The sequence below is a fragment of the Paenibacillus tepidiphilus genome (assembly GCF_008635795.1).
Taxonomy (GTDB): Bacteria; Bacillota; Bacilli; order Paenibacillales; family Paenibacillaceae; genus Paenibacillus_AQ; species Paenibacillus_AQ tepidiphilus.
This window is the reverse complement of sequence record NZ_VWRQ01000009.1, coordinates 155,842-170,593: the sequence shown is the minus strand read 5'-3', so window position 1 is coordinate 170,593 and position 14,752 is coordinate 155,842. Positions and strand designations below refer to the sequence as shown.

The window sequence follows — 14,752 nt, the reverse complement described above, 5'->3', positions numbered from 1 at the left end:
CGGGCTTTGCGCGGTAAGGCTTACGTCTAGGCTTTCGATATGGGCTTTACTACGTAAAGCTTAAGTCTATGCTTTCGATGCAAGCTTTACTTCGTAAAGCTTTGAGGAGGAATGGAAGTGAATACCTTTCTGCTTGAGATTGTCACGCCGGAGCACCTCGTCTTCTCCAAACAGGTAAACAGCCTGGTCGTACGCGGAGTTGAGGGGGAACTGGGCATTTTGCCGGGGCATATTCCGCTGGTGACACCGCTTCAGGTTGCTCCGCTCTCCGTCAAGGTGAACGGTGAGACCATCACGATCGCCGTACACGGCGGATTCGTGGAAGTGCATAAAGATAAGGTGACGGTGCTGGCCGAAAGTGCCGAGCTCCCTAAAGATATCGACCTGGAACGCGCCGAAGCGGCCAGAGAGCGCGCTCAACGCCGTCTTCAAACGCGCAGCAAGCAAGACGAGATTGATCACCGCCGTGCGGAGCTTGCGCTGCAGCGTGCGGTTACCCGGATCAAGGTGTCCGCCGGTAAAGGACAACAATGAGGTTAAAGCGGCCATGCCTATGCGTGGCCGCTTTCTCTTTTTAGAAGGCAGCTTGCTGCTTTCCCCTGTAAAGTACTATTAAAATAAGTGTTGGTATACACTATAAACAACCCTTGAATTCTATTTCCCGCAGAAACAGACATCGTCCTTATCAGGCAGGTGCAACCGTTTCTTTCTGATGCGAATAATCAATCCGTCTGCTGCGCCCGCGATATTTCATTTTTGGTTTTCATTAATGAAAATTTCGTAACTTCCATGTAAATCCAGAGCGATAAAGTTTAAAAATTCGTAAAAGTACTGGATTCTTTTGGCCTTCGCAAGTATGATATAAGAGTCGATTTCCGAGCAGCAATTTGACACAGGAGGTTAACATGGAACAATTGCTCAATGCTGATTACTCAGGTGCGATCGGCACCAGCGGGCTGGTGTCTATGGTCGTTTCTTTGCTCTGTGTTGTATTATCCTGGTGGGCACTCCAGAACCTTAAGCTCGATTTGGTCATAAGATATCCCAAGAGCCCGCAAGGAAGACTGCTGCATTTGCTGTTGGCGATCGTCCTCGGCCATTTCGTGGCCGGATTTCTGCTGGATTATCTCGGATGGAGCGGGATGATGCGCAACCTGTTTTATTGAGAGTCGGTTTGGTTATATCTGTATAGGCCAATACGGCGAAAATGGTGTCGAATAATAACGAATTATTATGCGAAGACTGATGGTTATGAAGCATGCCCGTATACTCGGGGTAACAGACGGAATTTCCGATATTTTAACAAATGAATCTTACATTCAAAAAAATTAATTTCCGAAATAATGGACGCGGAGGGAACCCGACATGAGCAAATTTATCGTCCGCGGTGGCAACAGATTGACCGGGAGCGTGAAAGTCAGCGGCGCTAAAAATTCCGTACTACCAATCATAGCCGCCTCTTTATTGGCAGAAGAAGGAGTAAGCGTCATTGTCGACGCGCCTCCGCTTGACGATGTAATGACCATCAGCAAAGTGCTGGAATCTTTGGGTGCGGGCGTTACATATCAGAACGATATCATCGAAGTCGATGCGCGAACCATTGCAACCTGCGAAGCCCCGTACGAATGGGTCCGGAAAATGCGGGCATCATTTCTGGTGATGGGTCCGCTTCTGAGCCGTATGGGCTATACGCGTATTTCCCTGCCCGGCGGCTGTGCAATCGGCACGAGACCGATTGATCAGCATCTTAAGGGTTTTGAAGCGCTCGGCGCCGAGATCAGTCTCGGTCAGGGCTATATCGAGGCAAGAGCAAACGGACGTTTACGCGGGGCCAAGGTGTACCTGGATGTGGCGAGCGTGGGTGCAACCGAGAATATAATGATGGCAGCGGCACTGGCGGAAGGCGTGACGGTTATTGAGAATGCAGCCAAAGAACCGGAGATCGTCGATCTGGCCAATTTCCTGAACGGCATGGGGGCAATTGTCCGCGGAGCCGGCACGGGAATCATTCGCATTGAGGGTGTAGAGCGGCTGCACGGAGTAAGACATAATGTGATCCCCGACCGGATTGAAGCTGGAACCTATATGGCTGCTGCGGCCATCACCGGCGGCGATGTCTACGTGGAAGGCGCTATTGCCGACCATCTGGGCCCGGTTATCGCCAAGATGGAAGAGATGGGCGTCACCATTGTTCCTGATGAGAACGGAGTGCGTGTCATCAGCGACAAGCCGCTGAAGGCGGTCGACCTGAAGACCCTGCCGTACCCGGGCTTCCCAACCGATATGCAGTCCCAGATGATGGCGCTGCTGCTGCGCTCCGAAGGCACAAGCGTGGTGACGGAGACCGTATTTGAGAACCGGTTCATGCATGTGGATGAATTCCACAACATGAATGCCGAGATCAAGATCGAAGGCCGTTCCGCCATCGTGACGGGCAATGCCAAGCTGGTAGGAGCCAAAGTATGCGCGACCGACCTTCGTGCAGGTGCGGCGCTTATTCTGGCTGGTCTGGTAGCCGAAGGCACCACCGAAGTCAGCGGAACCCATCATATCGACCGCGGTTACGTCCATCTGGCCGAGAAGCTGTCGGCGCTTGGTGCGGACATCTGGCGGATCTCGATGGAGGAAGCCGCTGCAACGGTTAAGGAAGAGCAGGTCAAGAAGACGGATGAACTGAAGCCGCGGTTTCAGGTTCAGCCTTCCTGGAGCTGACCGTTTGTAGCATTTTCTATAGTAGAAGAGGGGTGCCCCGGATTGCGGGCGTCCCTTTTTTGTTGTTGCTTAGGAAATTATGATTTTCGTCGATTGTGGATAAGATGTGTATAAAGTTGGGGATAAGCTTTGATACACCCGTGGGTGATATTGTTCTGTAAGCGCTGGACAGTATAAACGAAAATTGCTATTTGCCGGTTGCCGATCATGCATTGAATCTCAGTAAGTCCTGGAGACAAAAACGCGCTGCTATAGCTGCGAGCAAGCTTCTTGGGTTAGCGGACCCTACAGCCGTTATTTGGCGGATCGCTTATTTCTGCTAACATTGCGGACACAGCAGATCCTATTTCAGTTCTACAGAGAAATGTATGCGCTATCATTTTGAAATATGAACATTGGTTGGACTTCCATAAGGGTTCTCCACAGACGCGCTTGGCCTTGGAAGGCGTCGGTACTCTCTTACTCTCAAAATAGCGTTCTATCAGCATCCCTGAATTCATATCTATAAGAATCACAGTTGCCCAGGAAAGGAGACCATAGAGATGAAAGAATTCCGAAGCTGGCGGAGGCACGGACGGAGTGCCGTGCTGCGCGCACGGTCCCTCTGGCGCGGTGCGCTGCGGCGCATGCGCCTGGACCCGCGGCGCGCGCCGGTCCGCGGACACCGCGCCGCCTCCCGCCTGCGGCGGCTTGTGCCCGCTGCGTGGCTGGCCGCGCCGCTGCTCGCCGCGCTGCTGCTGCCGCTCATCATCGTTCCGCTGCGCAGCGGCGGCGGAACCGAGCCACCGGCCGCGCCGCAGGCTACGGCCGGGCCCTCCCCGGCTGCGGCCGAGGCCGTGCAGCCGCAGGTATCCGTCTATTTGTCGCGCAGCGGACAAATAGAGACGCTGCCGCTGGAGGACTACGTCAGCGGCGTCGTGGCGGCCGAGATGCCGGCGGACTTTGAGCTCGAAGCGCTCAAAGCCCAGGCCGTGGCCGCCCGCACCTTCATCGTTCGCCGCCTTCGGGCCGGCGACCGCAGCGGGGTTCCCGTTCCCAGGGCGGATGTCGTCGATACGGTAAGCCACCAGGCTTACGTATCGCAGGATACGCTGGAACGGGAATGGGCGGCCGGCGGGCGGGGCGCCGACCTGGCCAAGATCCGCCGCGCGGTCCTGGAGACGCGCGGGGTCGTGATGGTCTACCAGGGGCAGCCCATCACGGCTTCCTTCTTCTCTTCCAGCGGCGGGTATACGGAGAACTCCGAGGAATACTGGAGCACTGCGGTCCCTTATCTGCGCAGCGTTGCGAGTCCCTGGGAACGGGAGATTACGCCGGAGTGGGCGGTGACCTATACCTTCACGGACAGCGAGCTCAGAAGCAAGCTTGGGCTGGGGGAAGAGGCCGTGCCTGTAACAGCAACGGCATCCGGGTCCCGCGCCGCACAGACGGTATCCTCCGGGGGCGGGGCCTTGCCGGCCGAGGTGCTGTCCTTGACCTCCGGACACCGGGTCAAGGAAATCTCGGTGGCCGGCACCGTCTTCAGGGGGCGCGAGATCCGTGAGAAGCTTGGGCTGCGCTCCAGCCAGTTCACCTGGAAGCGGGAAGGCGGCAAGGTGAGGATTACGACCTACGGCAACGGGCACGGCGTCGGTATGAGCCAGTGGGGCGCTAACGGCATGGCCCGTGAAGGCGGCACGGCCACACAGATTCTCAAATACTATTACAGCGGCGTCGGCTTTGCCCAAGTCTCGACTCTTTTGAAAAAATAACTTGCAAGATACGTATAAAAGCGATTCGCCCGGTAACACTTGTTACTGAGGTGATAAACATATGAATGAACAAGACAAAAACAAAGTAAACCATGATGAATCTCTCAAAAACAAACAGGGAGATTCCGGCGTGAAGCCCTCGTCATGGCGCAGAATGTTATCCAAGCGCTGGGTGTTCCCGGCAGTCTACACAGCGGCAGCGGCTATTATACTAACCTTGGTATGGGTCTATCAGGATGCCGGCCAAAAGCCGCTGAACGATGAACAGACCACCGCTGTCTCCCAGCAAGCCCCGTCCGGAAATGAAGCGGCTGCCAATGGCGATGAGCCTGAAGCGCTGGAAGTGGTAGCGTCGGCGGAATCCCTGGTGTGGCCGGTAGCCAATCCGGGTGAAGTAGAAGTCGTGAAGCCGTTCTATGATGAAAACGGTACGGAAGAGAATCATGTAGCCGCGATGGTGCAGTACAATGACACCTTTACGCCGAATGCCGGCATTGACATCGCCCGCGAAGACAACCAGACCTTTGAGGTCAAGGCTGCCCTTGGCGGTGAAGTAACCCGGGTAGAAGATGTGGCCGTGCTTGGCAAGGTGGTTGAGGTGACTTCTGCGGACAGCCGGAAGACCGTGTATCAAAGCCTCGGCGATGTCAAGGTGAAGCAAGGCGACCAAGTGAAGCAGGGCGACACGCTGGCTACGGCCGGACGCAGTGAGATCGAGAAGAACCTTGGCAACCATGTGCACTTCGAAGTACATGAAGACGGCAAGCCGGTCAATCCGACCGATCTGCTGCCGCAGCGTTAATCCATATCTGATCAGGCGGGGGCCATAGCCTCCGCTTTTTTTTGGAGATAAACCGCTCCTGGACAGGAACGGTAAAGCCGGTTCTTTTTGACGTATCGCTTCAGGTTACCGGGGTTATTGCGGCACTCCTTCAGGTTTGTCCAGGAAATAAAATGAGCCCCCTACAGCTTGTCACGCCCTGAAAGCGCGAATATCTAGGCCCGCCCCTCATATAATGTACCAAACTATCCACAGTTGGGAGGCGGGAGCGTGCACGATTACATCAAGGAACGTACGATCAAAATCGGACGCTGCATCGTGGAAACCAGGCATACGGTCCGGACGATAGCCAAGGAATTTGGCGTTTCAAAGAGCACGGTGCATAAAGACTTGACTGAGCGTTTGCCGGAGATCAACCCGGATCTGGCAGACCAGGTGAAGCACATTCTCGAATATCACAAACAGGTCCGTCATCTTCGGGGGGGAGAGGCCACTAAGATCAAATATAAAAAATCTTCAGGTAAAAAGCGGGAAGTCGCTGTAGCCGCAAAGCCATAAGATTGTCGCTATTTTAAGCAATTATTCAGGCATGATACATTGTAACCTTCCCCTAAAGTATGGTATTTTTAAATTTAGTTCCATCCAGACATTTCTTATTTAAAATAACACTTTGGGGGCTTTTTCATTATGCTTAGCAAGGATATCGGGATTGATCTTGGCACGGCCAATGTGCTTATTCATGTCAAAGGAAGGGGGGTTGTTCTCGATGAACCCTCCGTGGTCACGCTTGAAAGTGATACGAAGAGAATCCTTGCGGTCGGGGAACAGGCGCGCCGCATGGTCGGACGTACGCCCGGGAACATTACAACCATCCGTCCGCTCCGCGACGGCGTTATTGCCGATTTTGCCATCACTGAAACGATGCTTAAATACTTCATCGACCGCGTCGGCGGCCGCAGCTGGTACGCTAAGCCCCGTATTCTGATCTGCGCCCCCACCAATATCACATCGGTTGAACAGAAAGCGATCCGTGAGGCGGCCGAGCGCAGCGGGGCCAAGGATGTGTATATGGAGGAAGAACCGAAGGCTGCGGCCATCGGTGCAGGCATGGATATTTACCAACCGAGCGGAAATATGGTCGTCGATATTGGCGGCGGAACGACGGACGTAGCCGTGCTGTCCATGGGCGACGTCGTTACCGCCTCCTCGATTAAAGTCGCGGGGGACAAGTTCGACGAAGCCATTTTAAAATATATCAAGCAGAAGTATAAGCTGCTGATCGGCGAGCGCACCGCAGAGGACATCAAAGTGTCTATCGGTACGGTCCGCACCGGTATGCAGAAGGAAATTGATATCCGCGGCCGTGATATGGTCAGCGGACTGCCGCAGACGCTTACGGTAACGGCCGACGAGGCGCGTGAAGCGCTGTGGGATCCGGTTTCCATGATCGTGGCGGCGGCCAAATCGGTGCTGGAACGCACACCGCCGGAGCTTTCGGCGGACATTATCGACCGCGGGGTCGTGCTGACCGGCGGAGGAGCAATGCTTAACGGATTGGACGAGCTGCTCTCCGAGGAGCTGCATGTACCGGTCTGGGTGGCAGAGGATCCGATGCACTGCGTGGTCAAGGGAACGGGAATTATGCTTGACCATTTGGACAAAGTCTCTAAGAAAAAATTCTAGGCCGGCCGATAATAAGAGTAACAGACCGTTTTAAGGAAGGTGGATACTCCCCATGATCAGAGGTTTATATACGGCGGCAGCCGGAATGGTTGCCCAGCAGCGCATACACGATACCGCTACGCAAAATATTGCGAACGCGAACACTACAGGCTACAAACAGGTGAACAGCGTCAGTCACGCCTTTCCCGAGGTGCTGATTAGTGCAATGAGCGGCGGCGTTGCGAAGTCGGTAGGCCGGATGAACACAGGGGTGTTCGCAGAGCAATCCATTTCCCAATATTTGCAGGGCGACCTCATCGAGAGCGGCAAGTCGATGGATCTTGCGCTGTCCGCCGATTTGCAGGTGCAGAATCCCGACGGCGTCGGAAATGTTCTCTTTGACGGATCGGGCAAATATGTAAGCCCTGACGGTGAGGTTATTTATCAGCCGCAGGCGTTCTTCACAGTTCAGGATAATGAGGGCAACAATCTATATACACGCAACGGCAGTTTTACAGTCAGTCCGGCAGGTGAAGTCCTCAGCGCCGGGGGCTTTCGCGTTCTGGATGCCGGCGGCAATCCGCTGACCTTGACAGGGCCGGAGGATCAATTTAAAGTGGACGGGCAGGGCAATGTCATTAATCCCGGCACCGGGCTCCTGACAGGAACACGTGTAGGCGTAAGTATCGTGAGCCGGCCCATGGAGCTGGTGCGCGACGGCAATGGCGTGTTTCATGCCGATGATGTTGATGCGGCCGATATCCGCTTCGCCGCTGCGGGAGATAATCTGCAGGTCCGCCAGGGATATCTGGAGAATTCCAATGTGGATGTTACCCAGGTTACCGTGGATCTTAATGCTGCTTACCGGGCGTACGAAGCCAATCAGAAAGTGATTCAATTCTATGACAGCAGCCTGCAGAAGACCGTAAACGAAGTCGGCAGAGTATAGCGGGGAGGCTTAAACCATGAATAATTCAACGATCGGTGCCGCCGTCTCCATGTCCAGTCTGCAGCAGCGGCTGGACATCATCGCGGACAATATCGCCAATATGAATACCACCGGGTATAAGAGCAAGGAAGGCTCTTTCGAGGATGTGCTGACCCGTGTGCAGCAGCAGTCCCAGGATTATTATCAGACCGGACGCAGTATGCCGCTGGGCTTCAATATCGGGTATGGTGTCCGCGTCTCGACAATCAGCAATAACTGGGAAGAGGGGACACTCCAGGAAACGGGCAATCCGACCGATTTGGCGCTGCTGGGCAACGGCTTGTTCGGGGTTCAGGTAAACGGTGAGGTTGCTTATACACGCCAGGGAGCCTTCCATTTCACGCCCGATCCGGACAATGCCGACAGCATGCTGTTGGTCGACAATACCGGGAATTCTGTACTGAACACGGAAGGTGAACCCATCGCCGTGCCGGTGAATGTCAGTGCAGCTATCGATGAGTACGGCCGTGTACTGACCAAGAGATCAGAGAACGAGCCGGCTGTGATTGCCGGTACGATTATGATTGCGGAGCCGCTCAGCAAGAGTACGCTCCAGGCGGTGGACGGCAATTTTTATGTGCTGCCTGAAGGCGTTGCCGCCGAACAGGCTTTTATACAAAGAGCCCCGGGTGAAGCAGCGGCAGTAAGCGTGCGTTCGGGATACCTGGAACAATCGAATGTGGATTTGAGTAAAGAAATGACGGAAATGATGCAGATCCAGCGTATCTATCAGCTTGCCGCCCGGGCACTTTCCTCCAGTGACCAAATGCTGGGACTGGCCAATAATATGCGCGGGTAGGTGAAGGAATGAGTCCTCAGGGCACGCATAAACAAGAAGAAGCAGAAGAATCAAGACCGGCGGTGAAGAAGCGCCGTGTCTCTACCTGGAGCATCATTCAGTGGTTTCTGATTCCGCTTCTGCTGATTGCTGCGCTCGGCTGCGGTCTGACGGCCGGTTACGTGGTGCTCGGAAAGAGAGAACTGACAGAGGTGCTTCAGTGGAGCACCTGGAAACATGTATATGACCTGGTGTTTGCGCCCTGATCCGGGGCGTGTAGCCGCATGATATGCGACTCCCCTGTTGTGCAGGGGAGTTTTCTTTTTTATACTGGAAACTGTATAATGATGGAGGGCCGGAAGGAACGCCAAAAGGGCCCTCTCCGCCTCGCAGCTGCATGCGGTGGAGAAAGCCCCTTATCTTAACCTCCACTGCTGCAGGTGGTGAAGGATATTATAGTTTTGACCGAAGGGGCCCATATTTATGCAGGCTTTCCCGATTAAGCTTGAAACGCTGTTTGTGTAAAGATGCGGTTACATATTGAAAGGAGCTTCGCCCCCAATGATGAATATCAATGAAATCCAGGAGATTATCCCGCACCGGCCCCCGTTTCTGCTGGTGGACAAAATAACCGAGATTGAGATGGGCAAACGGGCAGTCGGCATCAAGAACGTGACCGTCAATGAGCCTTTTTTTGCCGGCCACTTTCCCGGTTATCCGGTCATGCCGGGTGTACTGATTACTGAGGCCCTGGCCCAGGTAGGCGCTGTCGCCATTCTGGGTGTAGAAGCCAACCGCGGCAAGATCGGCTTCCTGGCCGGACTTGACGGCTTCCGTTTCCGCGGCCAGGTCGTGCCTGGGGATACATTGACGCTTGAGGTGGAAATCACCCGGCTGAAAGGCAGCATTGGCAAGGGACAAGCTACAGCCAAGGTGGAGGGCAAGGTGGTCGCCTCCGGTGAAATTATGTTCGCGCTTAGCTGATCCCTGTTATACAATCACTTATTATATAGGAGAAGGAGAGATTTCATATGACGCAATTAAGCCAAGCAGCGGCAGAAACCCTGTCCCGCTGGTTGCAGGACCCTTCCGTAGATGAACTTACTAAGACAGAGCTGAAGGCGCTGGAGAATGATCCGCAGGAGCTGGAGGAACGTTTTTACCGCGATTTGGAGTTTGGTACAGGCGGCTTGCGCGGTGTGATCGGTGCGGGCAGCAACCGGATTAACAGATATACGGTTGGCCGCGCCACTCAAGGCTTCGCCAATTATATCCTGGAGCAGCATCAGGGAGAGGGCAGACCATCCGTAGTCATTGCTCATGACTCCCGCCGCTTCTCGCCGGAATTCGCCCTGGAGACAGCGCTGGTGTTGGCAGGTAACGGCATTGAGGCCCACCTGTTCCCTTCCCTGCGCTCTACACCGCAGCTGTCTTTCTCTGTCCGGCATTTGCAGGCTTCGGGTGGTGTCGTGATTACGGCAAGCCATAATCCTCCGGAGTATAACGGCTACAAAGTGTACAATGCTGAAGGCGGCCAACTGGTACCGGACGAGGCTGAGAAAGTGATCGCCCATATTCTTGAGGTCGATTCCTTCAACGGCGTGAAGCGCCTTGACCGTGAGAAAGCGGAAGCTGACGGCCTGCTCCACTGGCTGGGCGAGAAGGAGGATGAAGCCTTCACGGATACGGTGGCAGCTGTAAGTGTCGCCCGTGAAGAGATTGCCTCCACGCTGGGCAAAGACTTCAAGATCGTGTATACCCCGCTGCATGGTACGGGCAACTTGCCGGTCCGCAGCGTACTGGGCAAGATCGGCTTCACCCAGGTGCATATTGTGCCTGAGCAGGAGCAGCCTGATTCCGAGTTCTCGACGGTCAAATCACCGAATCCGGAAGAACGCGAAGCCTTCACCCTGGCGATCAAGCTGGGCGAAGAGCTGGGCGCTGATCTCTTGATCGGGACCGACCCTGATGCCGACCGGATGGGCGCAGTTGTGCGCGACAATGAAGGTAAATTTGTGGTATTGTCCGGCAACCAGTCCGGGGCACTGATGATTCATTATTATCTGAGCCGTCTCCAGGAGCAGGGTAAGCTGCCGCAGAATGGTGCGGTCGTCAAGACCATCGTGACCAGCGAGATGGGAGCGGCTGTAGCACAGCATTATGGCGCTACCGTGTTTAATACGCTGACCGGCTTCAAATATATCGGTGAGAAAATGACACAGTTCGAGCAGTCCGGTGAACATACGTATCTCTTCGGCTATGAAGAGAGCTATGGTTACCTGGCAGGCAACTACGCCCGCGACAAGGACGCTGTATTGGCTGCGATGCTGATCGCTGAAGCGGGAGCTTACTATAAGGCTCAGGGCAAGACGCTTTACGATGTGCTTCAGGAACTGTATGAGCAATTCGGCTATTTCCTGGAGAGCCTGGAGTCCCGCACGCTGAAGGGCAAAGACGGCGTTGCACAGATCCAGGGCATTATGACCGATTGGCGCAGCAACCCGCCGCAGGAAATCGCCGGGGCTGCCGTTACCCAGGTTCTGGACTACTCTTTGGGTCTGGACGGTCTGCCTAAAGAGAACGTGCTCAAATATCTGCTGTCCGACGGTTCGTGGTTCTGCCTGCGTCCTTCCGGTACAGAGCCAAAGATCAAGGTGTATTTCGCAGTACGGGGCGATTCGCTTCAGAACGCCAAAGATAAGGTAGCCGCCCTCACCCAGCAGGTTATGGGCCGCGTTGACGGGAAATAATACAAGATAAATCATAAACACGCAGAAACGGATACTGCGTCCTACGGGACGCACATCCGTTTCTGTATGAAATGGGACGGTAGTTAGGCAGATTATGGCTATTGCTGATGTGTCAGGCAACTACCCGGCAAAGTGGCTTTACAGCGACAGAGGAGGTACTTTTGGTGCAGCAGAAATGGCAAAAATGGAATACGGCTTCACGGAAATGGTTATGGATTCTGGTGGTGCTTGGCGTAATTGCTGCGCTTCCTGTAGTGTATGACCGTCTTCAGACCGAGAAGTCATCCAAAACGGTGGAATTTGTATTTGATTACCGCGATCTGGTGGAAGTGGCCAGCTATCGCAGCAACCCGCAGGATTATATCTCCGAGCAGCTTGACCGCTTGAAGGAAGCCGGCGTACAGAGCATGGCCATCTACGAAAATACGCTTGAGGATTTCCGAAAAGCGCGCCGCCTGATGATTTGGGGAGCGGCTGACATTGCCAATCTTACCGATAACGTGATTCCCGAGAATGAGAACTATACATATGTTCTCTTTACCAGTACGGAGAACAGCTCGGCGCTCGCTCCAATCATCCGGGAAGCTTTTGCAGGCCTGAACATTTCGACAGAGAGCTGGAGCTTCCGCGGCCAGCAGGGGCTGATTATTCAGACCCCGCTGGAGGATGCCACGCTCAAGCCGCTGCAGCCGGACCCGATTACACTGGAAATGCTGCATGACAAAGGCTTCAATATCGTACCGCGCCTGGTGGATTCGCTTCCCTACAATCAGGAGGCCATTACGAAGCTGCTGGACCGCTATGAGGAGCTAGGTGTTAAACGTATTCTCTTCGAGGGTGAATCGGTTAAAGGATTTAACGATAATGCTGATCTTAACAGTGTGGAAGCCTTCGCCGAGCTCCTGAAGGAACGTGGCATGGGACTCGCCGCCATCGAAAATATTAAAGCCCAGCAGAAAGGCTTTGCGAAGCTGGCTTATTTGCTGGATTATGATGTCACACGGCTGTATTCGCTCAGCGAAAACGATTCGAATTTGAGTCCGGAAGTGATTTCTGACCGCTTTGCGCTGGCCACGAAGGACCGGAATATACGGATGCTTTATTTGAACACGATTCCGCTCCGCGATACGTCCAAAGCACAGGTTACAGACAGTCTGGATAACCTCATTACCAGTCTGAGCGGACCGGATGGAGCAGTCGCGAAGATTGAGGATAACGGCTTTACGCTGGGACAAGCCACTGCCTTTGAGGTTGTGGATTCTTCCTTCCAGCGTTATTTCAAGCTCGGTGCTGTCGTCGGTGCCGTGTCTATGGTTGCCTTGCTGATCTCTTATTTCATTCCTTGGCTGACGCTCCCGGCCTGGGTGCTTGGTCTGGTGGGAAGCGCCGGATTGATTGTACTCAAGCCTACGCTGTTCGAACAGGCGCTGGCTCTGGCCGTCGCTATCAGTGCACCGACGGTCGCCATGGTTCTCGCCGTCCGCAAAATCAATGAGCAGGGGCCGCCGCTGGGAGCAGCTGCACGCAGCTATACGGCTATGAGCCCGCGCCGCCGCCTGGTACACAGTCTGGTGCTCTATGTGAAGACCGCATTGATCTCTCTGAGTGCTGTACCGTTTGTCATTGCCCTGCTCAACAACATCACCTATGCTCTGGTGCTGAACCAGTTCCGGGGGGTAAGTCTCCTGCATTTGGCACCAATCGCCCTTACCGGGATATACGTGCTGCTGTACCGCGGAGAATTCGCATTTAACAAGACCGGCAAGCTGCTGCGGACACCGATCACGCTGGCCATGGTTGTTGCAGCCGTCGTTGTGGCAGCAGTAGGCTGGTATTACCTGAAGCGTACCGGAAACAGCGGCAGCGCCAGTGCGCTGGAAATGTCCTTCCGCTCATTCCTGGAGAACACGGTCCATGTGCGGCCGCGCAACAAGGAATTCCTGCTGGCGCATCCGCTGTTTATTCTCGGAGCCTTTATGGCTTATAAATACCGGAACGCCGCCTTTATTCTGATTATTGCGGTCATCGGCCAGCTTTCGATGGTCGATACCTTTGCCCATATTCATTCACCGGTCCTGATTTCACTTGTCCGCGGCTTGCTTGGCCTGGGCCTGGGTCTTATCATTGGTCTGGTTGCAGTGGGAGTTTGGCAGATTGCGGAAGGGTGTTGGAAACGATGGTCGCCTCTGCTCAAAAGATAGTGATCTCCGGTTACTACGGGTTCCGGAACAGCGGGGATGAAGCCGTCCTGCAGTCGATCCTGCTGGCTCTGCGTAAATATTCGGAAGCGTCAGGGATCAGCCTGGAGCCTGTCGTTCTTTCGATAGACCCTGAGTGGACGAGCAGCACCTACGGTGTGAAGTCCGTGCACCGGATGAAGCTGATGGAGGTCCGGCAGGCGATTTACGAGAGCGCCGGACTAATCAGCGGCGGGGGCAGCCTGCTGCAGGATGTGACCAGCGGTAAGACCATTCCTTATTACCTGGCCATCATCAAGCTGGCCCAGTGGATGGGACGGCCCACCTTTATCTATGCCCAGGGCATCGGGCCGGTTAACCGGCAGCTGTTCCACCCGCTGATCAAATCGGTCTTCCGCAAATGTACCTACATTTCGGTGCGTGACGAGAAATCGCGTGTCCTGCTTGAGTCGATGGGCCTGCAGGGAGCACGTATCGACGTTGTCCCTGATCCTGTGATGGGCCTCGTGCTTCCGGCAGAAGACACTGCAGCCAAGGCTGCCCGCGAGAGCGCAACTCCCTCAGCCGGGGAAGCCCTCAGAACGGTAGGGATTTCTGTGCGTTACTGGGAGGAGTCCAGAAGAGAGCTGGACGCCATTGCCGACGGCCTGCTGCAGGCTGCGGCTGAGACCCCTTTGCACCTGCGCTTTCTGCCGTTTCATCATCCGCTGGACAATGAAGCCTCCCGCTATGTGATGCAGCGTGTGGAGGAAGGTGTTGTGAGGCTTGGCGGCAGCGTCAGTATTTGCGAGGATGCACTCCATCCGCTGCAAATGCTGCGGGAAGTCGCTCACTGTGATGCGCTGATCGGCATGCGGCTGCACAGTCTCATCTACGCTGCCGGCCGGCGTGTGCCGCTGATGGGCGTATCCTATGATCCGAAAATTGATCATTTTCTGGAACAAATCAATTGCCGTCCGGTCGGCTCGACGGCTTCTTTGGACGGCTCCCAGGTGGCGGGAGAACTGCTGCAGCTGCTCGATTCGGGTGAAGCGTGGAGGAGAGAGCGGGAACCGCTGATTGCCAGGCTGGCTATGGAGGCCGAAGCGCCGGCCCGGCAGATTACTGAATATTTTCACCGCAAAGGATGAGT

General features: G+C 54.8%; 14 protein-coding genes. All 14 read left to right on the top strand.

Going from position 1 to position 14,752, the window contains the following annotated elements; genetic code table 11:
- The first annotated feature begins 117 nt into the window (after positions 1-117).
- The 14 genes from F1379_RS13830 (at position 118) to csaB (ending at position 14,750) form a co-directional block, all read left to right on the top strand.
- On the top strand, positions 118-534 hold the full coding sequence (locus tag F1379_RS13830; RefSeq protein ID WP_150270582.1) for a F0F1 ATP synthase subunit epsilon: 417 nt from the start codon (positions 118-120) through the stop codon (positions 532-534).
- A gap of 371 nt (positions 535-905) precedes the next feature.
- Positions 906-1,166 (top strand): DUF1146 family protein, encoded by a 261-nt coding sequence (locus F1379_RS13825; protein WP_150270580.1) that lies wholly within the window; start codon positions 906-908, stop codon positions 1,164-1,166.
- A 199-nt stretch (positions 1,167-1,365) separates the two neighbouring features.
- Positions 1,366-2,712: a UDP-N-acetylglucosamine 1-carboxyvinyltransferase gene (murA, locus tag F1379_RS13820; protein WP_150270578.1), complete on the top strand. Its 1,347-nt coding sequence runs from the start codon at positions 1,366-1,368 to the stop codon at positions 2,710-2,712.
- 542 nt (positions 2,713-3,254) lie between these two features.
- The gene (spoIID, locus tag F1379_RS13815; protein ID WP_150270575.1) at positions 3,255-4,463 is read left to right on the top strand and encodes a stage II sporulation protein D; all 1,209 of its coding nucleotides are present in this window, start codon (positions 3,255-3,257) and stop codon (positions 4,461-4,463) included.
- A gap of 61 nt (positions 4,464-4,524) precedes the next feature.
- Positions 4,525-5,265, top strand: a complete 741-nt coding sequence (locus F1379_RS13810; RefSeq protein WP_150270573.1) for a M23 family metallopeptidase — start codon at positions 4,525-4,527, stop codon at positions 5,263-5,265.
- Positions 5,266-5,514: 249 nt separating this feature from the next.
- Positions 5,515-5,802: a sporulation transcriptional regulator SpoIIID gene (gene spoIIID, locus F1379_RS13805; RefSeq protein ID WP_150270571.1), complete on the top strand. Its 288-nt coding sequence runs from the start codon at positions 5,515-5,517 to the stop codon at positions 5,800-5,802.
- Positions 5,803-5,931: 129 nt separating this feature from the next.
- Entirely contained in the window at positions 5,932-6,927 is a 996-nt protein-coding gene (gene mreB, locus F1379_RS13800) for a rod shape-determining protein MreB (RefSeq protein ID WP_150270569.1), read from the top strand.
- A 52-nt stretch (positions 6,928-6,979) separates the two neighbouring features.
- Positions 6,980-7,855 carry a flagellar hook-basal body protein gene (locus F1379_RS13795; protein ID WP_150270567.1) on the top strand — a complete coding sequence of 292 codons (876 nt, stop codon included), beginning with the start codon at positions 6,980-6,982 and terminating at the stop codon, positions 7,853-7,855.
- 16 nt (positions 7,856-7,871) lie between these two features.
- Positions 7,872-8,693 carry a flagellar hook-basal body protein gene (locus F1379_RS13790; RefSeq protein WP_150270565.1) on the top strand — a complete coding sequence of 274 codons (822 nt, stop codon included), beginning with the start codon at positions 7,872-7,874 and terminating at the stop codon, positions 8,691-8,693.
- Between the two features lie 8 nt (positions 8,694-8,701).
- Positions 8,702-8,938: a DNA-directed RNA polymerase subunit beta gene (locus F1379_RS13785; RefSeq protein ID WP_150270563.1), complete on the top strand. Its 237-nt coding sequence runs from the start codon at positions 8,702-8,704 to the stop codon at positions 8,936-8,938.
- Positions 8,939-9,233: 295 nt separating this feature from the next.
- A complete protein-coding gene (gene fabZ, locus F1379_RS13780; protein WP_150270562.1) occupies positions 9,234-9,656 on the top strand; it encodes a 3-hydroxyacyl-ACP dehydratase FabZ in 423 nt (140 codons plus the stop codon).
- A 47-nt stretch (positions 9,657-9,703) separates the two neighbouring features.
- Positions 9,704-11,422: a phospho-sugar mutase gene (locus F1379_RS13775; RefSeq protein ID WP_150270559.1), complete on the top strand. Its 1,719-nt coding sequence runs from the start codon at positions 9,704-9,706 to the stop codon at positions 11,420-11,422.
- A gap of 164 nt (positions 11,423-11,586) precedes the next feature.
- A complete protein-coding gene (locus F1379_RS13770) occupies positions 11,587-13,623 on the top strand; it encodes a DUF5693 family protein (protein WP_150270557.1) in 2,037 nt (678 codons plus the stop codon).
- Positions 13,599-14,750 carry a polysaccharide pyruvyl transferase CsaB gene (gene csaB, locus F1379_RS13765; RefSeq protein WP_150270680.1) on the top strand — a complete coding sequence of 384 codons (1,152 nt, stop codon included), beginning with the start codon at positions 13,599-13,601 and terminating at the stop codon, positions 14,748-14,750. The genes F1379_RS13770 and csaB overlap by 25 nt, the downstream gene beginning before the upstream one ends.
- The last annotated feature ends 2 nt before the right edge of the window (positions 14,751-14,752 follow it).